The following is a 20358-nucleotide window of genomic DNA, read 5'->3' as shown; positions in this document are numbered from 1 at the left end:
AAGAAGTCGCTTCAGCACTATTTGGTCTGAAGCGACTTCTTTTTTATTAGTGTTTGTTTTTGTGATACTGGTAGATAAATCGAACGGTTTGTTCTTTTTTAGTGAAGCTTCCTTTGACGTTCTTTGGATAACTTACTAATTTATAGCCTTTAATGCTTTTGGCTTTTGCGTGGTAACGCTCACCCACTTTACCTGTCAAAATTTTGGATGGAGCGAGTGTTTTGCCATTCTTATCTTGATAAGTGACTGTGACGTTTCCAGCACGTTCTGGTTTTTTCTCGTAAACATAAGTGATTGTTTGCGAGTGCTGTTTAAATTTACCAGAAGCTTGTCCGATGACCTTTTTAAAGCTATAGCCATCAATTTTTTTTCGCTCTGTTTGATAGCGGTCCCCAATGTTTCCTTTTAACTGGACATCATCAAGAAGTTTGTTGCCCCGTTTATCTTGGTAACGAACCGTTACAGTGGCTTGCTTCTGACCTGAATCTTTACCTAAATTTTCAAATAGACGGATAGCAGTGAAAATCTTGTCATTATTGGCTGCTCGGTTCTGCTCGATTTTTGCTAAATATGCTTTTAGTCCAGCTCTTGCTTTTGTTGTCCCTTGTTGCGGGTTACTATTTAGCGCTTCATTGATCGTGTTTTTAATGAAACGAACATCGTCATTTGTGTATTCAATACTTGCTGCATCTTGGTTTGCAAACGAAGTGATGACTCTTTCAAGTTCACCGAAAGATGGTTTATTACGTGTGTCGCGCCATTCTGTTGATCCCCACATGGAATTTGCAAACAAGTTGATTCTTGGATAGAGTGTTTTCGTCAAAATATATTCTGGTGCAAATCCGTTTGCATCGTCCCAAATCGGGAAGAATTGTCCTTTGCTTTGTAGTAGTTCTTGGTCAGTTAAGTTTTCAGCAGGATTAAATCCGCGAGAATAGGTGCTTGAGAACCACTCATTATAAAGCTTTTCAGGTAGCGGGCGATCGAGTTTGTCATTTTCTGGCCATAAATCGTGATACAAGTCAGAGGCTGAACCAACCACTTTATACCCTTGGCTAATTTTTTCTTTGGCAGTAGTTGAGCCGTAAATAGTTCCAGCCCAAACGTCAACTGTGATGCGTTTATCAAGTGGAATAACTGCGTTACTATCACCAATTAAATTGTCATTCCAAACGAAGACCGTTTTGCCTTCATCTAGAAACGGTTTCGCCATTTCATTTAGGAAGAGCCTTAAAGCATCGTACTGGTCTGCATTTTGATTGCCTGATTCTTCTTGTGCCCATTTTGCAAGCTTTCCTTCAGGGTCTTCAAAATTTTTCGTTTGGAAGTATTCGTCTCCACCGATGTGAACGATATTTGAATCGAATAAATCGAATGCTTCCTTATAGAGACTAGCCATGTATTCTCTTACTTCAGGATTTGAAAAGTCAAGAGCACGTGAATCTTCACCTGGATTGAGTAGCCAATCGGCGTCAAAGTAGATCCCATCTTGTTCAGAGTGCCCAGGAAGGTCAACTTCTGGAATAACTTCGATGTTACGAGCACGTGCATAGCGAACGAGGTCTTGGATTTCTGCTTTCGTCCAGTATCCGCCGTAAGTATCTACAAATTGGGGAGCCACTTTCGACTCGTAGCGGATTCCTTCATTATCTTTTAAACGAAGCTGCAGTTTGTTCATTTTGAGTTCCGCCATTTGATCGACCGTCTTTTTAAGCCAATCCATCGAATAATAGCGCCGTCCAGAATCGACTTGTAAGCCACGAATTTCTTGGTCGGTGTAATCTTCAACAGTTCCCGCAGGAAGCCAGTCCCGTTGCCGTAAAGCTTGAAGGAGGGTCATCGTACCATTTTGTACGCCCGTTAAGTTACTCGAATGAAGTTCTACTTTTTCCTTTGAGATATTGATTTCGTAAGCTTCTTTTCTAGAAACGGGGGTGCTTGTTTTGAGAGCATAACTAATAGGCGCTTCAGTTATGTAAATACCCGAACGCTTTTTGTGTTTGCTATTAGTAATCTTAACCGAGTAAGATTTAATTATTCCCTCTTGTTTTAACTTCTGCGCGAGTGTTTTCGCTTTGATGAAAGTATTTTTAGATGCATAGAAGTCCGTATGTTTTTTGTTCAGTTGAAAGGCTGGATCATCATTTTTCGTAAAGTTTTTAATAAGTGGCATCGTTATAGGAAATTCATTAGCTGTAGCTGGTTTATAGTCGATTGTTTGAGTGACAGTGGAAGGCCCTTTAGCAACTTCTTCAACTGAAAAATCGTCCACGTAAAAGACACTCGCAAAATTAAAGTCTGGACTCCAGTTTGTTAGGGCAAAAAGATAAAGTTCCGTCGTGCGTGGTCCTGTTGTAATCGTGAAAGTATCTTGTTCCCATGCGTTCGATTTCGTTTTGTAATTGTGATATACGGAATTCAGTTGACCGCTTTTCCAGTTCTTACTTCCTTCTGTATCAAGCACGCCAAGTCGTATATCCGCACCGCTCTCATTGAAATAATACATCGAAATTTTATACTGCGTATTTGGTTTCACGTTTTTTACGACTTGGTTAACAGACCCTTTGCTACCATTAAATTGCCATAGCGGATATTTTGGATCTGCTTTGTCAGGTGCTTCATTCCCGATTTTTAAAGCGAAATTGCCTGAATGTACTTTCCCATTTAATGAAGTAACTCGTTCAGCTTTATACGTTTGAGTTGCATTTTTTTCAAGCGGTCTTTCGAATCCACCGTTGCTGATAGCTGCTTTTTCTTCTGCATGCGCGTGATTAGCTCCTAAAAATAAACAAGCGGCAAATAGTGTGACAATCAAAGTTCTCTTTTTCATGTTCTCCCTTTCCCTCCTCTTATTTAAAATCCGTTTGCTAATTTCTTCGTTGTCAGTAAAACGCTTACATAAAAAATATAGCAAAAGTTTAACTTTTATGCAATAAGTTTATACTTTTTATTTTTATTTGAGAAAAAGTTCACAGTGGTTTTAAAAATATGAGTTGAAAGATTCTCAAATGCAGTTTAGCGATGATAATCATTTATAAGCTAGCAATTTCGACTTTTTAATAGTAAAATGAAGGAGGTAAAACGTGCAGCGCATTTTTATTGGTTGCGATTAGATTAGAATTATACTAAACTGAGATTATGCGAAAAAGCATGAACAAACGATAGGGAGGGTATTTTTTAATGTCGACACTAAAGATCCAAGATTTACATGTTGAAATAGAAGGAAAAGAAATCTTGAAAGGTGTGAACCTTGAAATTTCCACAGGAGAAATCCATGCGATCATGGGGCCGAACGGGACAGGGAAATCCACGTTGTCTGCGGCGATCATGGGGCATCCGAAATATGAAGTTACTCAAGGAACGATTACACTGGACGGCGAAGATGTACTGGAAATGGAAGTAGATGAACGCGCTCGTGCAGGGCTTTTCCTTGCAATGCAATACCCAAGTGAAATCAGCGGTGTAACAAATGCTGAGTTTATTCGTGCTGCTATTAATAGCCGTCGTGAAGAAGGAAAAGAAATTCCGCTTATGCAATTTATCCGCAAGCTTGATGACAAGATGGAATTGCTTGATATGGATGAAGAAATGGCTGAGCGCTATTTAAATGAAGGCTTTTCTGGTGGGGAGAAAAAACGTAACGAAATTTTGCAACTTCTCATGATTGAACCAGAAATTGCTATTCTTGATGAAATTGATTCAGGGCTTGATATTGATGCGCTTAAAGTGGTATCAAAAGGTGTGAATGCGATGCGCGGTGAAGGCTTTGGCTGCTTGATTATCACGCACTATCAACGTCTTTTAAATTATATTGAACCTGATTTTGTACATGTAATGATGCAAGGGAAAGTCGTGAAAGAAGGCGGCCCAGAACTTGCGAAACGCCTAGAAGCAGAAGGTTACGATTGGATCAAGCAAGAGCTTGGTATTGAGTTTGAAGAGGAAGAAGAAACACTCGAACAAAACTAAGGAAAGTGAGGCTAAAATCATGACGGAAAATACAGTTTTAAAGGATGATTTTATCCGCACTTTTTCTGAAGGCGCTGGCGAACCAAAAGCTTTTACAGATCTTCGCATAGCGAACTGGAAATCGGCAGGGGAGCTTAGCTTACCTTTTGTGGATAAAACAAAAATTGATCGCTGGAATTTTACGAAGTTTGACACCTACCAAGCCTTTGAAAATGGCATAACGGATGAAGGGCTTGCGGATAAAGTAGCGAGTCTTGTGGATCTAGATAATAAAGAGGCTAATTTTTATGTACAAGTGGATACGCATCCGGCGAAACTTCAGCTGAGTGCTGAATTAAAAGCGCAAGGTGTGATTTTTTCAGACATTTTTACTGCCCTAAAAGAACATGAAGAGCTTGTCATGAAGTATTTCATGACGCAAGCCGTTCAAAGTGATGAACACAAACTCACAGCTTTCCACGCGGCATTAGTCAATGGCGGAGCATTTCTTTATGTGCCGAAAAATGTGGAGATTAAAGAGCCGATTCAAGCGGTATTCGTACAAAAAGATGCTTCCCTTCCGCTTGTAAACCATGTGTTGCTCATTGCAGACGATAACAGTTCTGTCACTTACGTGGAAAACTATGTGACACTCGATGAAGATTCAAAGGGTGTTGTGAATGTGATTGAAGAAGTAATCGCAAATCGCGGTGCAAAAATCACTTTCGGTGCTGTTGATAATTTGTCGAGCCACGTGACGACTTATATGAATCGTCGTGGTCATATTGGTGCAGATAGTCGGATTGAGTGGGCACTTGGCTTAATGAATGACGGCGATACGATTAATGAAAATGTAACGAACTTAATGGGAGACGGTTCTTCGGGCGATGTGAAGACGGTAACGGTTGGACGCGGGAAGCAAACGCAAAATGTGACAACGCGTGTGACGCATTACGGAGAAGCTTCAACGGGAACGATTCTCTCTCATGGGGTTATGAAAGATAAAGCGACAACGATCTTTAATGGGATTGGACACATCAAACACGGGGCGTCGAAATCGGATGCGCAACAAGAATCTCGTGTGTTAATGCTCAGTCCGTCAGCTCGTGGCGATGCGAATCCAATTCTTTTGATTGATGAAAATGATGTTGTAGCAGGACATGCGGCTTCTGTTGGACGTGTAGATCCGGTTCAATTATTTTACTTGATGAGTCGCGGGATTTCACGCAGTGAAGCAGAACGCCTTGTGATTCACGGATTCCTTGATCCGGTTGTGAAACAATTGCCGATTGAAGGCGTGAAAGTGATGCTTAAAGAGGTTATCGAAGGGAAAGTGCGCTAAGATGAAAAATTTCGCTCAAATTCGTTCGGATTTTACAATTTTAAATCAAGAAGTGAATGAAAAGCCACTTGTTTATTTGGATAATGCGGCGACTTCACAAAAGCCTAAACAGGTGATTGATGCGCTTAGTCGTTACTACACGGAAGATAATGCTAATGTTCACCGCGGCGTTCATACGCTTGCTGGGCGGGCAACGGATGCTTTTGAAGCGGCTCGTGCGAAAGTAGCGAAATTCATTTCTGCTAAAAGTAGTTCAGAAATTATTTTTACACGTGGAACGACTACGGCACTGAATCTGGTTGCGGATAGTTACGGGGAAGCAAATGTCGGACAAGGTGATGAAATTGTGATTTCTTATCTAGAACATCATTCAAATTTGATTCCTTGGCAACAGCTCGCTAAACGTAAAGGGGCGACGCTTCGCTATGTGGAACTTGAAGCAGATGGCTCGATTACTCTTGAAGCGGTGCGAAGCGTTCTTTCTGAGAAAACGAAGATTGTCGCTTTGGCACATGTTTCGAATGTGATGGGAGTGATTGCGCCGCTTAAGGAAATTGCGGAGCTTGTGCACGAATTTGGCGCGGTGCTTGTTGCGGATGGTGCTCAGGCGGTACCACATATGCCGGTTAGTGTGACAGATTTGGATGTTGATTTTTATGCGTTTTCAGGTCATAAAATGCTTGCGCCAACGGGGACTGGTATTTTATATGGTAAACGTGAACTGCTAGAGCGAATGGAACCGACGGAATTTGGCGGCGAAATGATCGACTTTGTGGAACTTTTTGATTCGACTTGGAAAGAAACACCGTGGAAGTTTGAGGCAGGAACACCGACAATTGGCGGTGAAATTGCCCTTGGTGCGGCGATTGATTATTTGTCGGAAATCGGGATGGAAAACATTCATACGTATGAAGAAGAGCTTACGGCTTATGCGCTTTCTGAGATGCAGAAAATAGAGGGACTAACGATTTACGGACCTCTTGATGCAAGAAAACGTTGTGGTCTCGTTACTTTTAATTTGGATGGCATTCACCCGCATGATGTGGCGACGGTGCTTGATGAAGAAGGAGTGGCTGTTCGGGCCGGGCATCACTGCGCGCAACCGCTCATGAAGTGGCTTGGCGTTCAGTCGACAGCGCGGGCAAGCTTTTATCTGTATAATACGAAGGAAGAAATTGATGTGTTCATCCGCGGACTTCAACTGACAAAGGAGTATTTTGGCTTATGAGTTCAAGAAAATTAGATCAGTTATATAGACAAGTCATTATGGATCATTATAAGAATCCGAGAAATAAAGGCGAACTTCCGGATTCGAATGTGACGATTGATATGAATAATCCAACTTGCGGGGATGAAATTCATCTGCATCTCAAAATTGAAGGAGACAAAATTGTCGAAGCAAAATTTACCGGAAGCGGTTGTTCGATTTCGATGGCCAGTGCTTCGATGATGACTGAAAGTGTGGTTGGTTATACGGAAAAGGAAGCACTTTTGATGTCGAAACGCTTTTCTGAGATGGTGCAAGGACACGAACACGAACCTGTGGATGAAAACGGGGATGTTGAGGCGCTTTCTGGAGTTGCAAAATTCCCAGCACGGATTAAATGCGCAACGCTTTCTTGGAAGGCGATGGAAAAAGCGATTTACGAAAAAGAAAGTCGTTAAAGGAGGAAAAGGCATGACTGAAATTCCAGAAATTGGCGAATACCAATATGGTTTCCATGATAAAGATACTTCGGTTTTCCGTACGGAACGCGGGCTAACGGAGAAAGTAGTAAGAGAAATTTCGAGTATTAAAGAAGAGCCGGAATGGATGCTTAATTTTCGTTTGAAGTCGCTTGAGCAATTTTATAAGATGCCAATGCCGACTTGGGGCGGAGATTTATCTGAACTTGAGTTTGATGACATTACCTATTACGTCAAACCGTCTGAACAGACAGTTCGCTCTTGGGATGAAGTTCCAGAAGAGATTAAGCGTACTTTTGATAAACTTGGAATCCCAGAAGCCGAACAGAAGTATCTTGCAGGAGCATCAGCTCAATATGAATCCGAAGTGGTTTATCACAACATGAAGCAAGATCTTGAAGATTTAGGTATTGTGTTTAAAGACACGGATACGGCGCTCAAGGAAAATGAAGACATCTTTAAGGAACACTTCTCGAAAGTAATCCCGCCGTCTGACAACAAATTTGCAGCACTAAACTCGGCGGTTTGGTCGGGTGGCTCGTTCATTTATGTACCAAAAGGGGTTAAAGTAGATACGCCACTTCAAGCTTATTTCCGAATTAACTCAGAAAACATGGGACAATTTGAGCGGACGCTGATTATTGTCGATGAAGACGCCAGTGTCAACTATGTGGAAGGTTGTACGGCGCCGGTTTATACGACGAACTCGCTTCACTCGGCGGTTGTTGAAATTGTCGTGAAACCCAATGCATATTGCCGTTATACGACGATTCAAAACTGGGCAAATAACGTGTATAATCTTGTTACGAAACGTACTTTTGTCGAAGAAAACGGAACAATGGAATGGATTGATGGCAACATCGGTTCAAAACTGACGATGAAATATCCGTCTTGTTACCTTCGCGGTGAAGGAGCTCGCGGGACGACACTTTCGATTGCGATTGCTGGGAAAGGCCAACGTCAAGATGCTGGTGCGAAAATGATGCACATGGCGCCGAACACGTCGAGCACCATTGTTTCGAAATCGATTTCGAAACAAGGCGGAAATGTAACATATCGTGGGATTGTTCATTTTGGACGGAATGCAGACGGGGCGCGCTCGAATATTGAGTGTGACACGCTGATTATGGACCAATCTTCAACATCAGATACGATTCCATACAACGAAATCTTAAACAACAATATTTCACTGGAACACGAAGCGAAAGTTTCGAAGGTTTCAGAAGAACAGCTTTTCTATTTGATGAGCCGTGGTGTGACGGAAGAAGAAGCAACGGAAATGATCGTTATGGGCTTTATCGAGCCGTTTACAAAGGAACTACCAATGGAATATGCAGTAGAAATGAACCGATTGATCAAGTTCGAAATGGAAGGCTCGATTGGTTGATTGGAAGCTTGAAGGACATCTCACTTAGTGAGTTGTCCTTTTTAGGTTGTAGATATAATGGAGGGAGCAAAGAGATATAAACAACAGAAAAGTTCATAAAATAGACACATGAATTTACTGAAAAATATGCTAAAATTTTAGAGAAATAAAAAAGAAGGGTTGGATGATCATGAAAATAGGGATAAAAAGGGATACAGGGGCTGTTGGAAGGGTGGCAAAAATTTCTGTAAAAATAGATCAGGAAAAAGTAGCTAGTCTGAAAAATAATGAAGAAAGAGAATTTGAAGTAAGTGGACCAACACAAATAAGCGTCAATCAATGGTATATGGGATCAAAAGCAGTGGAGGCAAAACCGGTGATAAACTGGAAATCAAAATAAATCCATTAATGATTCCCTGTTTGATTTTGTTTGTTCTCTTTCTCATTTCGTTTTCACTTCGAATCGGAATAGTAACGATTATTGCTTTTCTCGGAATTCTAGCTATCTTTGTATTTTGCATCAAAAACTATCTTATTGTAAAAAATATATCAACTAAGGAATAGAAAGAAAAATCTACATATTTTAAAAATGAGGGATACACTTATTCGGAGGCCTCTCTCATTTTTAGGAAAATCAAATTCGTAAAAAATTTAAAATATGAAAAAGAGATTTACTGAAAAAAATCAGTAAATCTCTTTTTTCAACTTAAGAATTCTGCTTAGTCAAAAGTTCGGCTAGTTTTTGCAAATATTCTGGTGAATCCATTTTCGTAAGCACAACTTCTATCCAGTACAACCGGTCTGGGTCTAAACGAGCTTCTTTCATAGCCACAACAAGTTCCTTTTCAGTTTGGACTTTGTAGGCTTTAAACACATCCGAGTCCCCGCCAAAAGCATTAGGCAGCTGTTCGTAGCGCCACATCGGAATATCATTATAAGCTTGCTCCTCACCGTGAATTTGGCGTTCAACTGTATAGCCATCATTATTTAGTACAAAAATAATAGGTTTTAGTTTTTGTCGTAGTGCGACTCCTAGTTCTTGAATCGTTAGTTGCAAAGAACCGTCACCAATAGCTAAGATATGCCGACTATCTGGATTGGCAATTTGACTGCCGAGTGTAGCTGGAAAAGTGAAGCCAATCGATCCCCACAAAGGTTGCCCAATAAAGGAAGTATTTGTTTTAAGGAATAGTGGGGCGATTCCAAAGAAAGAAGTTCCTTGTTCTGCAATAATCATATCGCCTGGTTCAAAGAAAGCATCCATCGCTTGCCAGTATCTCTTTTGCGTCAAGGGAGCAGCTGACGGAATGAATGAAGCTAAATCATCGTTTTTTGCCGGATAATCGCCACTATATGGAGCGAATTCTAGAGTCTCAAGCGACTTGATCAGCGGTTCAAAATGATGATTTTGACTTATTTTCCCGTAAAGACTGACTTCATCCACATTGACTGCAATCACGTTTTCTTCACTAAAGCCTTGGCTGAATGTTCCAGTTGCAGAATCGGATAATTTAACGCCTAAAAGCAGTAGAAAATCAGCTTGGTCTACAAAAGTTTGAACGCTCGGTTCTGAAAGCGCTCCGCTATATGTTCCGATAAAAGACTCCGTTGTTTCATCTATCACGCCTTTACCAAGACTAAGTGTTGTAACAGGAAGCTTTGTCTTTTCAATAAACCTCTGCATAGATTTTTCAAGTCCAAAACTTGCAAGTTCATGTCCTGTCATTACGACAGGGTGTTTTGCTTTCGAAAATGCACTTTCAATTTCTTGAAGCAAATTTTGATCTTCGCTCGTTAATTCCGTCGAACCAGATAATTTTCCGCTTGGTTTTGAGGTGGGGCTTTCCGCAACATCAATTGGCAAGTTAAGGTAAACCGGCTTTCTCGTTTCTAGCAATGCGTTTAGTACGCGATCAATCTCTGCGGGCGCGTTTTCTTTGGTTAAGTGAGCCATCGCCGCGGTCAAAGATTGATGCATTTTTTCAAAGTGCGAGAATTCTCCGTCACCTAAAGTATGATGAACGAGTTTTCGCGCGTCTTGAACGGATGATTGCGGAGAACCCACAATTTCAACAACGGGAACATTTTCTGCAAAACTTCCAGCAATACCATTCATAGCACTCAGTTCTCCAACACCAAACGTTGTCACAAGAGCCGCAGCTTTTCGTGTGCGCGCATAACCATCTGCCATATAGGCGGCATTTAATTCATTCGCATTACCAACCCAGTTTAAGTTTTTATTTGCCATAATTTTATCAAGGAATTGTAAATTATAATCACCTGGGACCCCGAAAATCTCCGTGATTCCTATCTCACTCAGTCTATCAAGTAAATAGTCTCCAATTGTATACATATTTATTCCTCCTTATTTGAAAAATTACAAGATGTGTGCGATTTTACTTACTGTGGTTCCCAAACATTCAGTGTAACACTTTGAATATTAACGTCAAAGATTTCCTTTTACGAGGAAATAGAAAAAGAAGCAAAAACAAAGGAGCATTCTCTTTTTAAAAAGAGTTCATTCCCTGTTATTGCTTCTTTACCCCTATTAGGATTCAAAAAAACGAATTGCATAGGCATCAAGCACGATTCGCGCCATGACTTGGATAGGTAGTCTTGAACGTACTTCGTAATCTGGAAAGTATGATACCGCCGATTTATGACAAACGAAATCAATTTCTGTGAGGCGAGCAAGTGAACTTGAACGACTCGCGGTAAAACTGATCATGCCTACATTTTTGTCGCGACAAACTCGGGCAGCATCTACAAGTTCTGCCGTTTCTCCGCTTAGCGAAATGAAAATGACAACGTCTTTTGAGGTATAGCGCTTGCTGATAGTTGGAATAATATTCGGGTCGTTGTGCATTTCAGCATATTTACCAAGAAGTTGAAGTTTGACCATCATTTCTTGGGCGATCAGTTCCGAGAAGCCACGTGCGAAAATGACGATTCGTCTGGCAAAATGAATTTTTTGAATGGCATCTTCGATCGTACCGCTATCAAGTTGATGAATGGTATTCGTTACTTCTTGCTCGTTTTTTAAGATCGCTTTTTTGATTTCGTTATCCACTTTTTCAATGACATCGAAATCCGGATCGGAGATTTCATCTTTTATGTGAATCTTAAACGCAGTAAATCCTGTATAGCCAATTTTTTGCATCGTACGCGTGATCGTTGCCGTAGATACACTCGCTTCTTCACTTAAAGCGACAATTGATTTTTCAGGGATTTCACTTAGATGACGTTCGAGATAATCAATGAGAAAACGTTCGGCTTCACTTAGCTGATGGTAATGCTGCTTTTTCCGCATAAAAAAAGAACTTTCCAAGCTTTTCACATCCATTCGTAAATTTTTACAAGCCGTTTGACGCTTTCTGAAAACATTTACAAAGAAAAATGCGTCATACTTATCATATAGCAAAAACATAAGTTAAGGAAGAGATGAAAACATGATTTACACCTGCACGATGAATCCGGCAATTGATTTATTCACCGAGTTTAAAAATTTTGAACCATTCATTGTTAATCGAAGTATTTTTGAAGATTACCAGGCGAATGGAAAAGCCATTAATATTTCTTTTATTTTAAAGCAAATGGGAATTGATTCTGTAGCACTTGGCTTTTTGGCAGGCTTTACCGGGGACTTTATCGAACAAGAACTGACGAAAAAAGGAATTCAAACAGATTTTGTTCATGTACCAGGGATTACGCGAATTAATACTTTTATCCGTGCGGGGAAGCTCGAATATAAAGCCGTGAATCAAGGTCCTGAAATTGCTAAAAAATACCAAACTGAACTACTCAAACAAATGGATCAATTGAAAAAAGACGATATTTTATTCGTATCCGGCAGTTTACCACAAGGTATGGATGACCAGATTTTCGTAGAAATTTCAAAGCGGGCAAAGAAAAACGAATTCCGTGTGATTTTTGACATTAGTTCTGAGGTTCTTGTCGAATGTTTATCCGATAAACCTTATTTAATTAAGCCAAATGAAGAGGAACTTGCAGCGTTTGTCGGTGTAGAAAAACTTATGGAAATAAGCGAAATTGAAACGGCTGCCAAAACGCTCTTGAAAAAAGGAGCTGAAGGTGTGCTCGTCTCAATCGGGGCACAGGGCGCACTTTTCTTAAATGAACACGAAAGTTATTTTGCTAATGCACCAAAAGGAAAAGTCGTCAACACAGCTTGCGCAGGCGATACGTTACTTGCAGCGTTTGTCGGGAAAAGACTACAACAAGCCTCTTTACAAGAAGCACTGAAATATGCCGTAGCAGCTGGATCAGCGACGGCTTTCACAGCGGGACTTGGCGATCTCACAGACCTTGACGCACTACTTGACCAAATTGAAGTTATTTCGTTAAGAAGGGAGTATTAAAAATGAAAACCTATCAAATTATTGCAGCGACTGGTTGTCCAACAGGTATTGCTCATACTTTCATGGCACAAGAAGCCCTTGAAAAAGCTGCAGCAGATCGGGGCGTTACCATCAAAGTAGAGACACACGGCCAAGAAGGTATCCAAAATGAATTAACACAAGCTGAGATTGATGCCGCTGATGTCGTGATTATCGCAGCGGATAAAGATGTTCGTAAAGAACGCTTTTCCGGCAAGAAAGTAATTGATGTTTCCGTTGGACGCGGCATCAAAGAAGCCCCTGAACTCATCCAAAAAGCACTATCCGATACAATTCCTGTTTATCATGCAACGGGCGGAGCCTCTATAAGCTCAGCGAACCAGTCGGCCGAAGAAAAACCCTCTTTCTGGCATCAAATTTATGTTTACTTAATGAATGGGGTTTCCCATATGCTACCCGTTGTTGTTGCAGGTGGTGTCATGGTAGCCATCAGTTTCATGTTTGGTATCAATTCTGCCGATCCAAAAAGCGCCGAATATAACGAATTTGCATTCTATCTAAAATCCATTGGTGGCATTGCAATGAACTTAATGGTTCCCATTCTATCAGCTTATATCGCAGAAGCCATCGCCAAACGACCAGGACTCATTATTGGATTTATTACCGGGATGATTGCTTTCACAAATGGAACCGGTTTCTTGGGAGGTATCGTCGGCGGTTTCCTAGCAGGTTACGTCATGCTTGGACTTTCCCATCTCTTAAAAGGATTGCCTAAGCAACTTGATGGTCTTAAATCTATTTTCCTTTTCCCAGTTCTTGGGATTTTCATCGCAGGTCTTTCAATGTGGCTACTTTCAACACCGATGGAAACCATTAACAAAGGGATGATGGACTTTCTGGCTGGCTTCCAAGATTCCAATCCAATTTTACTGGGACTCATTGTTGGTGCCATGTGTGCATTCGATATGGGTGGCCCTGTTAATAAAGCGGCTTACGTTACTGGGACAGCCCTTCTTGCCCAAGGAAACTACTTTTTCATGGCAGGAGTATCCGCAGCATGTATCGCGCCTCCACTCGCGACAGGATTTGCCGTGTTGTTTGCAAGAAAAGCCTACTCAGCAGATGAGAGAAGTGCTGGCTATGTAAACTTCTTGCTTGGCTCGACGCATATTACAGAAGGTGCGATTCCATTTGCAGCGAAAAAGCCGCTTGTTGTTATCCCGTTCTTGATGATTGGATCAGCTATTGCTGCGATTTTAACGTATTTATTCCAAGTTCAAGTACCAGCACCGCATGGAGGTTTTATCGTACTGCCGATTGTGACTCATTCACTTCTTTGGGTATTTGCCATTTTACTAGGTTCTATTGTTGCTGGGGCACTGATGGCTTGGAATCAGAATCGTAGTGCCCAAAAACAAGAACGAAAAAAACAAGTCAGCCCACAAACGGTTGTCACTGAAAAAGCGGAACCTGTTTCACTTTCAGATGTGATTCGAAACGATCTTATTTTCACAGATGTACAAGTGAGCTCGCAAGAGGAGTGCTTTGAACAGTTAGCAGATATTGCTGTTCGTAGTGGACTTGCAACGAATAAAAAAGCAGTCGTCTCCGGCTTTGAAGCACGCGAAAAAGAAAGCACGACGGGGATGGAACATGGGATAGCCATTCCACATACGGAACTTGCAGAAATTGCTAAACCGGCACTTATTATCATGAAACTAGCAGATGGTGTGGAATGGAATTCACTTGATGATTCTGAAACAAGGCTTGTGTTAGCCATGCTTATTCCAAAAGGTGGAGCTCATGGACATCTAGCTATCCTTTCTGAGATTTCCAAACTGCTCGTTCATGAGTCATTTATTAACGAATTAATGCAAGCAAAAACAAAAAATGAAATCGAACAATTATTTAAAGAAAAGGTGGAAAATCATGACTAAACAAGAAGCAATGACGAAATTAGCCAATAAAAACCATATTATTAGTGCACTTGCGATTGATCAGCGTGGAGCGCTTAAAAGAATGATGGGGGAAAAAGGGACGGATGAAAATATCCGCCAATTTAAACAGCTTGTCTCGGAAGAATTAACCCCTTACGCCTCTTCCATTTTGCTTGACCCAGAATATGGGCTTCCGGCAGCAGAAAAGCGTGCGGATTCAGCTGGGCTTTTAATTGCTTATGAAAAGACAGGATATGACGCAAGCGTGCCAGGGCGGCTTCCTGATTTATTGCCAAACTGGTCTGCCAAACGAATTAAAGAACTGGGCGCCGACGCTGTGAAATTTCTTCTTTATTATGATGTAGACGAAGCAGAAGATATTAACGAACAAAAACATGCTTTTGTCGAACGCATCGGTTCCGAATGTGAGGCAGAAGAAATTCCTTTCTATTTAGAACTGTTATCTTATGACGCAAAAGTAAGTGATGAAAAGGAATTCGCCAAATTAAAACCACGAAAGGTAATTGAAATGATGCGTGAGTTCTCCAAACCACGTTACGGGGCAGATGTATTAAAAGTAGAAGTGCCTGTTAATATGAAATATGTGGAAGGATTCGGTTCAGAAGCAGTTTATACAAAAGAAGAAGCGGCTCATTATTTTAAACTTCAAAGTGAAATTTCTACACATCCATTTATCTTTTTAAGTGCTGGAGTTAGTGCAGAACTATTTCAAGAAACACTTCGATTTGCTAAACAAGCTGGGTCCCATTTTAATGGTGTTCTTTGTGGGCGGGCAACATGGAAAGATGCAGTTGCTATTTTCATTCAAGATGGGGAAGCTAAAACGCGCGAATGGCTACAAACAATAGGAAGAGAAAACATTGAAACATTAAGTCAGGTTCTATCCGAAACAGCTTCAGGGTACAGGGAATAGGGTCTATATGATTAAAAGAACATTCTCGAAACGAGGATGTTCTTTTTTTGTCAAGAACTATTTCTGTGAACTTTTTGACATAATTTAGTCCGGTTTTTTGGGTAAAGTGTATTCGCCACTTCTATTTTAGTGAAACTTCATGTGATAAATTATAGAAGCTTACTTATTAATAAGAATGATTTTCTGCAATCAACATCAATTTGTAAGCATGATTCCACAGTGAAGCGAGGTGAGATTTTGGGAAAAAGGAAAGGATATCGCTATTTTGTAATTGGATGTTTAATCTTGATTTTTGGTCTGGCACTTCCAATTGGAATTAGTGGCTTACTGAATCAAGTAAATGCTTCGAAGCAATTTACTTTGACTACTTCTAAAGCGTATAGTTATTCGAATAAAGCCTTTTCGGTTACGGCAAGTAGCGATTTTTTGAAGGATTCAGATTTAGCTGTTATTGATGTGCCAAAGGGGCTACAATTTTTGCTGAAGGAAACACAAAAGGAAAATGAAAGTTCAGCTGTCGAATTTGATGAAAAGAAAAATCAAGTGGTTCTTCCTGCTAAGGCTTTTAATTCTCAAAGAGTAAAGCTCTTGTTTCTAGCAGAAAAATCAGGGGACTACTCGCTGACAGCTAAAAAATATTCAGATGAAAAAACGGAATATTCTAACACGTTGAAAGTTGCTGTTGTGGACAGAAAAAAAACAATCGAAAAAGTAGATTCTGGAGATGTTAATGTACCTATAAAGGCACAAGAAGTTCCACAAGTAAAAGGAAAAATGGCTCGGGCTGGTATTACTGCTTATGTTACGAATGCGACTGAAATGGATGCAGCAATGGCTAATGCTAGTATAAGTGAAATCATTGTGATGAATGATTTTGCATTTACACAATACTCAGCTACAGGAGCAGGCGAAGCAAACACTACTGTACCCGCACGTAATTTGGTTGTGCATGGTGCACGTCCAGGAATTAAAGTGGATTTTCGACGACGTAGTTATTGGTTGAATTTCAACACAACAAAGATTGATGTTAACGTATATGATCTAGATATGTATGGACAAGACTTTTGGGGACCATTTCGTCTTCAAGGGAATACCTCTGCAGCGTCATCTTACTCGATTCAAGATGTAAACTACACAGGAGCACAGTTCACAGCATCTTATCAAGCCGATTTTTCGGTTGCTGGAAATGTTGTCAATAAATCTGTTAATTCCTATGTAAGTCCGTTTGATGGTATTCGCTATAGCGCACAAACGAATCAAACGAACCTTGAGGTAACCAATATTACATTTAAGGAGAATTCACATTATATAGGAACAACGGAGAACGCAACGGTGTTGATGCTTGGAACAGGAGGAACAGTTGGTACAGCTTCAATTGAAAAAGGTGCCATATTGGACTTAACTGGTGGCGGCGATGGTTTTTCGGGTGAAGGTTCGTGGACAACGATCCAATTAAACGGTAATATCCATATCGCAAATGATGCCAAAGTTAATATCAAAACGCCAATAGGATCAAGTCGTGGTGGTATTTTGCTTGGAAATGGATCTGAAGTTCTTGTAAGTGATGGGGCTACACTCAATATGGAAATGAATGGACCATTTACAGATGCATATAACAAAAATCCAATTAACATAGGTGGCGGAGCGAAATTTGATGTCGAAAGTGGCGCACATCTTGCGATTACAGCAAATAATCAAGGTACTGGAAAAGCGAGTCTTGTAAAGACGGGAAGCAATAGTACTTTTAAGATTGGAAAAAAGGAACGTTCAAAGTTTCTTCAGATGGAACTGCGGCAAAAGATCTGATTTCAATTGGTGGAGCTTCAACATTTAGTTTCATGGATGCTGGTGGCGTAGATCTTGATGCAAGGCGAAATACGAATGCTGGTACAAGATTAATCTCAATGGCGAGTGGAACATTCAACGCATCAATTCAACGAGTTAAAGCTTGGAGTTTTGCAGATGCAGCTAAAACAAGCCCTACTTATGATTGGTATCCAATGTACGGAATGGCGGTTTCCTACAGCGGGAGCAACGTTACATCAGCCTCTGGTAAAAGTATTTCTAGCCCAATCGCTGCGAGCTTTGTTCAAAACTACCGGACACAAAACTTTAAACGAGTTCTCTTTGAGTATATTCCAGATGTAAAGGTGATGATTGATTCACTTTCGGATAATCATGATGCTTTAAATAGTCATGTGATTCACGGTGTTTCAAATCCAGGCGCTTGGATCACATTTACTGGAGACAGTGCTATTCCACCAGGCACCATTAAAGGTCAAGCAGAAGGGGATACGAAAAAATATCATATCCGCGCAGATGAAAAAACGGGCGAATTTACTTTTGTTCTTCCAGAAGGAAATTATCTAACTGCTGGCAATAAAATTTGGATTTATGCCTTTTTGAATGGAAAAGAAACGCTCACAAGTACCATTGTTGAGGATAAAACACCTCCAGATAAACCTATTTTAAATGCGATTACGGATAAAGATGCAAGTTTCGTTGGATCAGCTGAGGCAAATAGTTCAGTCACGATTTACCGGGTTTCTGACCATTCCGTTTTAGGCACAACAAAAGCGGATGCAAAGGGCAACTTTACACTTGTGCTTGCTGCGAGTCAAAAACCTCTTGTACCTTATTTAGAGTATGTTGCGGTTGCGAAAGATATGGCAGGAAATGAAAGCGTTCAGTCAGATGCTAAAACAGTTCAAGATACAACACCACCAAGTGCAGATGCTATTACTCAATTTATACAAGTAGGATCAAGTTTTGATCTTAAGGCAAAGATGCTTGTCACAAATGTGCGAGATAACGCAGGGAATGACGATGATAATTTGAGTTATACATTACTGAAAAAGCCTGATATAGAGGTTGTAGGGAAATCAGAAGCTGTTGTTGAGATTGCGGATAAAGCAGGGAACAAAGTTTCTGTTTCAGTTCCGGTTTTTGTAAAGGATCAGAATAGCTCCGTTTCAAAGGAAGCGATGCTCCAGGCAGAAGATTTTATGGTAAAAGCGAGAGAGTTACCAAAAGATGAAACTGAATGGGATGCGTTTATCTTGAAGCAAGCTAAAGCTAGAGCGTGGGGAGTCCCAGCAGGAAATGATATCTCAGATAACATTATTGTTACAAATCGAGGAGTATTTTCGGAGAAAGCAGGAACCTATACGATAACTTTACGTGTCAAAGATGTTGAAAAAACTATTCAAGCAGTTGTTATACCTGGAACGTTGAGTATAAAAAAAATTCCATCAGATATTCAATTTGGCATGCAGAAAATACGATCTTTTGAACAACGTATTAAGCCACAAGAAGAAACGAAAGTGACAGTTGAGGATGGCCGGTCTGAAAAAACTAGATGGCAATTAACGGCTATGCTTGAAGCACCATTTAAAATAAATGAAGAAGAAAAGCTTCCTGATAGTTTGGTCCTTGCATCTAAAAATATGGACGGAAACATCCGTTATACGCCGATAAATACTCAAGGGACAACCCCAGTTTTTCAAAAAGAAACAGCCAGTGAGGGCTTAACCGAAATTGATTTGAATCCAGCTGGTAACACTGGTCTAATGCTTGATCTCATGCCAGGAAACATACGAAGCGGAAAAGTATACCAAACAAAAATTGTTTGGACACTTGAAAATACACCATAAAGAGGAGTTTGACGATGAAAAAAGTTTGGTTGTGTCTACTCTTGGGATTTACAGTTTCCTTGCTTATTCCGTCACATCTCGTTTCAGCAACTGGGTATGAGTCAACGGTCGGCCTTACGCTAACAGGAGAACAACCTAAAGAAACTCCAAAGGGCAAACCAAGTATTCCAGAAGAGAAAGCGAAGCCAGAAAATCAGCAAAAAAAGCCTTTTGCTAACAACAAACAACAACGCGAAACAGGTAAAGGTGGGAAGCCGGGTTATAAAGCTGGATCTGGCACGGAGAAACTCCCCCTTTCTCAATTACCACATACTGGTGATACGCAGGACTGGCAGATTATATGGGCAGGCTTGCTACTTATCGTAGGCATTTTTTTCCTGTTAAGAAAGAAAAACAGGAAGTTTGGAAAGGTCACGCTTATTTTACTAGGAAGTGGATTTTTACTATTCCCTATCTTCAATCAAGTTTCTGCTAGCGGAATAGATTCTATCTCTAGCTCACGAGCAGATGCTTATTATAAGCCTAATTATGATCATACAAAGCCTTTAAATCCAGTGCAACCGAATGAAAAGATACAGCCAAAAAGTGCGAATCCAGGGACACCTGGTCCACTCAGTATTGACTTTGCTTCAAACATTCAGTTTGGGTCTCACGAAATCACTGGTCAGACGGAAACTTATTTTGCTGCGCTTACACCGGTGACAGTTATTTCAACTGGTCAATCTGAGGAGGTTCCGAATTACGTTCAGGTGACAGATAATCGAGGAACGCTTGGTGGCTATCGTTTGACGGTAAAGCAAAATGGGCAATTGAAGAGCGGAAAAGCGGTATTACAAGGTGCTGAAATCATCTTTTTAAACAGTACACTTAGGAGTATGACAAATAAGAAAACACCACGAAATTTCCAAAAAATTGTGCTGGATGCAACAGGTGAAAGTGCAAGCGACGTGATTGTCGCAAAAGCTGGAACTGGTGCAGGCACATGGCTTAATATTTTTGGAGGAAGCAGAGAACAAGCAAGGAAAAGTATACAAGTAGTTCTACCCAAGGAAACGAGAAAACAAGCAGGTCATTACCGAACGACGTTAACTTGGGAAATGATAGATTCACCCTATTAAACCAAAAAAAGGAGAA

General features: G+C 40.6%; 15 protein-coding genes. 12 read left to right on the top strand and 3 right to left on the bottom strand.

Annotation, left to right across the window (positions count from 1 at the left end):
- Positions 1-46 precede the first annotated feature (46 nt).
- Complete coding sequence (locus HB912_RS05950; RefSeq protein ID WP_185372941.1) at positions 47-2830, bottom strand: family 20 glycosylhydrolase; 2784 nt, start codon at positions 2828-2830, stop codon at positions 47-49.
- Between the two features lie 350 nt (positions 2831-3180).
- On the opposite strand from HB912_RS05950, the gene sufC reads away from it, so the two are divergent.
- From sufC to HB912_RS05920, 6 genes are all read left to right on the top strand, one after another.
- Complete coding sequence (gene sufC, locus HB912_RS05945; RefSeq protein ID WP_036070794.1) at positions 3181-3969, top strand: Fe-S cluster assembly ATPase SufC; 789 nt, start codon at positions 3181-3183, stop codon at positions 3967-3969.
- Positions 3970-3988: 19 nt separating this feature from the next.
- Positions 3989-5290 carry a Fe-S cluster assembly protein SufD gene (gene sufD, locus HB912_RS05940; protein WP_185372939.1) on the top strand — a complete coding sequence of 434 codons (1302 nt, stop codon included), beginning with the start codon at positions 3989-3991 and terminating at the stop codon, positions 5288-5290.
- A gap of 1 nt (position 5291) precedes the next feature.
- Complete coding sequence (locus HB912_RS05935; protein ID WP_185372937.1) at positions 5292-6518, top strand: cysteine desulfurase; 1227 nt, start codon at positions 5292-5294, stop codon at positions 6516-6518.
- Positions 6515-6955: a Fe-S cluster assembly sulfur transfer protein SufU gene (gene sufU, locus HB912_RS05930; protein ID WP_185372935.1), complete on the top strand. Its 441-nt coding sequence runs from the start codon at positions 6515-6517 to the stop codon at positions 6953-6955. Before HB912_RS05935 ends, sufU begins: the two co-directional genes overlap by 4 nt.
- Positions 6956-6968: 13 nt before the next feature.
- Positions 6969-8363, top strand: a complete 1395-nt coding sequence (gene sufB / locus HB912_RS05925; protein WP_185372933.1) for a Fe-S cluster assembly protein SufB — start codon at positions 6969-6971, stop codon at positions 8361-8363.
- A gap of 163 nt (positions 8364-8526) precedes the next feature.
- Complete coding sequence (locus tag HB912_RS05920; RefSeq protein WP_185372931.1) at positions 8527-8742, top strand: hypothetical protein; 216 nt, start codon at positions 8527-8529, stop codon at positions 8740-8742.
- Positions 8743-9048: 306 nt separating this feature from the next.
- On the opposite strand, the gene HB912_RS05915 is transcribed toward HB912_RS05920, so the two are convergent.
- Together HB912_RS05915 and HB912_RS05910 are read right to left on the bottom strand one after the other, a co-directional pair.
- The gene (locus HB912_RS05915; protein ID WP_185372929.1) at positions 9049-10695 is read right to left on the bottom strand and encodes an alpha-keto acid decarboxylase family protein; all 1647 of its coding nucleotides are present in this window, start codon (positions 10693-10695) and stop codon (positions 9049-9051) included.
- Between the two features lie 195 nt (positions 10696-10890).
- The gene (locus tag HB912_RS05910) at positions 10891-11670 is read right to left on the bottom strand and encodes a MurR/RpiR family transcriptional regulator (protein ID WP_244964448.1); all 780 of its coding nucleotides are present in this window, start codon (positions 11668-11670) and stop codon (positions 10891-10893) included.
- Between the two features lie 121 nt (positions 11671-11791).
- Between HB912_RS05910 and pfkB the strand changes: the two genes are divergently transcribed.
- From pfkB to HB912_RS05880, 6 genes are all read left to right on the top strand, one after another.
- On the top strand, positions 11792-12721 hold the full coding sequence (gene pfkB, locus HB912_RS05905; protein ID WP_185372927.1) for a 1-phosphofructokinase: 930 nt from the start codon (positions 11792-11794) through the stop codon (positions 12719-12721).
- A gap of 2 nt (positions 12722-12723) precedes the next feature.
- Complete coding sequence (locus HB912_RS05900; protein ID WP_185372925.1) at positions 12724-14637, top strand: fructose-specific PTS transporter subunit EIIC; 1914 nt, start codon at positions 12724-12726, stop codon at positions 14635-14637.
- Positions 14630-15571, top strand: a complete 942-nt coding sequence (gene lacD, locus HB912_RS05895; RefSeq protein ID WP_185372923.1) for a tagatose-bisphosphate aldolase — start codon at positions 14630-14632, stop codon at positions 15569-15571. Before HB912_RS05900 ends, lacD begins: the two co-directional genes overlap by 8 nt.
- A gap of 237 nt (positions 15572-15808) precedes the next feature.
- On the top strand, positions 15809-17377 hold the full coding sequence (locus HB912_RS05890; RefSeq protein ID WP_185372921.1) for a pectate lyase-like adhesive domain-containing protein: 1569 nt from the start codon (positions 15809-15811) through the stop codon (positions 17375-17377).
- 32 nt (positions 17378-17409) lie between these two features.
- Positions 17410-19224: an Ig-like domain-containing protein gene (locus tag HB912_RS05885; RefSeq protein ID WP_185372919.1), complete on the top strand. Its 1815-nt coding sequence runs from the start codon at positions 17410-17412 to the stop codon at positions 19222-19224.
- A 14-nt stretch (positions 19225-19238) separates the two neighbouring features.
- Positions 19239-20342, top strand: coding sequence for an EF2685/EF0750 family sortase-dependent surface protein (locus HB912_RS05880; RefSeq protein WP_185372917.1), 1104 nt, complete (start codon positions 19239-19241; stop codon positions 20340-20342).
- Positions 20343-20358 lie beyond the last annotated feature (16 nt).

This window comes from Listeria aquatica (assembly GCF_014223975.1).
Lineage (GTDB): Bacteria > Bacillota > Bacilli > Lactobacillales > Listeriaceae > Listeria > Listeria aquatica.
This window is presented reverse-complemented; position numbering and strand designations above follow the sequence as displayed.

Excerpts from the sequence above, each read along its gene's own strand:
- HB912_RS05950 (WP_185372941.1), bottom strand. The coding sequence starts at position 2,830 with ATGAAAAAGAGAACTTTGATTGTCACACTATTTGCCGCTTGTTTATTT.
- sufC (WP_036070794.1), top strand. The coding sequence starts at position 3,181 with ATGTCGACACTAAAGATCCAAGATTTACATGTTGAAATAGAAGGAAAA.
- sufD (WP_185372939.1), top strand. The coding sequence starts at position 3,989 with ATGACGGAAAATACAGTTTTAAAGGATGATTTTATCCGCACTTTTTCT.
- HB912_RS05935 (WP_185372937.1), top strand. The coding sequence starts at position 5,292 with ATGAAAAATTTCGCTCAAATTCGTTCGGATTTTACAATTTTAAATCAA.
- sufU (WP_185372935.1), top strand. The coding sequence starts at position 6,515 with ATGAGTTCAAGAAAATTAGATCAGTTATATAGACAAGTCATTATGGAT.
- sufB (WP_185372933.1), top strand. The coding sequence starts at position 6,969 with ATGACTGAAATTCCAGAAATTGGCGAATACCAATATGGTTTCCATGAT.
- HB912_RS05920 (WP_185372931.1), top strand. The coding sequence starts at position 8,527 with ATGATCATGAAAATAGGGATAAAAAGGGATACAGGGGCTGTTGGAAGG.
- HB912_RS05915 (WP_185372929.1), bottom strand. The coding sequence starts at position 10,695 with ATGTATACAATTGGAGACTATTTACTTGATAGACTGAGTGAGATAGGA.
- pfkB (WP_185372927.1), top strand. The coding sequence starts at position 11,792 with ATGATTTACACCTGCACGATGAATCCGGCAATTGATTTATTCACCGAG.
- HB912_RS05900 (WP_185372925.1), top strand. The coding sequence starts at position 12,724 with ATGAAAACCTATCAAATTATTGCAGCGACTGGTTGTCCAACAGGTATT.
- lacD (WP_185372923.1), top strand. The coding sequence starts at position 14,630 with ATGACTAAACAAGAAGCAATGACGAAATTAGCCAATAAAAACCATATT.
- HB912_RS05885 (WP_185372919.1), top strand. The coding sequence starts at position 17,410 with ATGGATGCTGGTGGCGTAGATCTTGATGCAAGGCGAAATACGAATGCT.
- HB912_RS05880 (WP_185372917.1), top strand. The coding sequence starts at position 19,239 with ATGAAAAAAGTTTGGTTGTGTCTACTCTTGGGATTTACAGTTTCCTTG.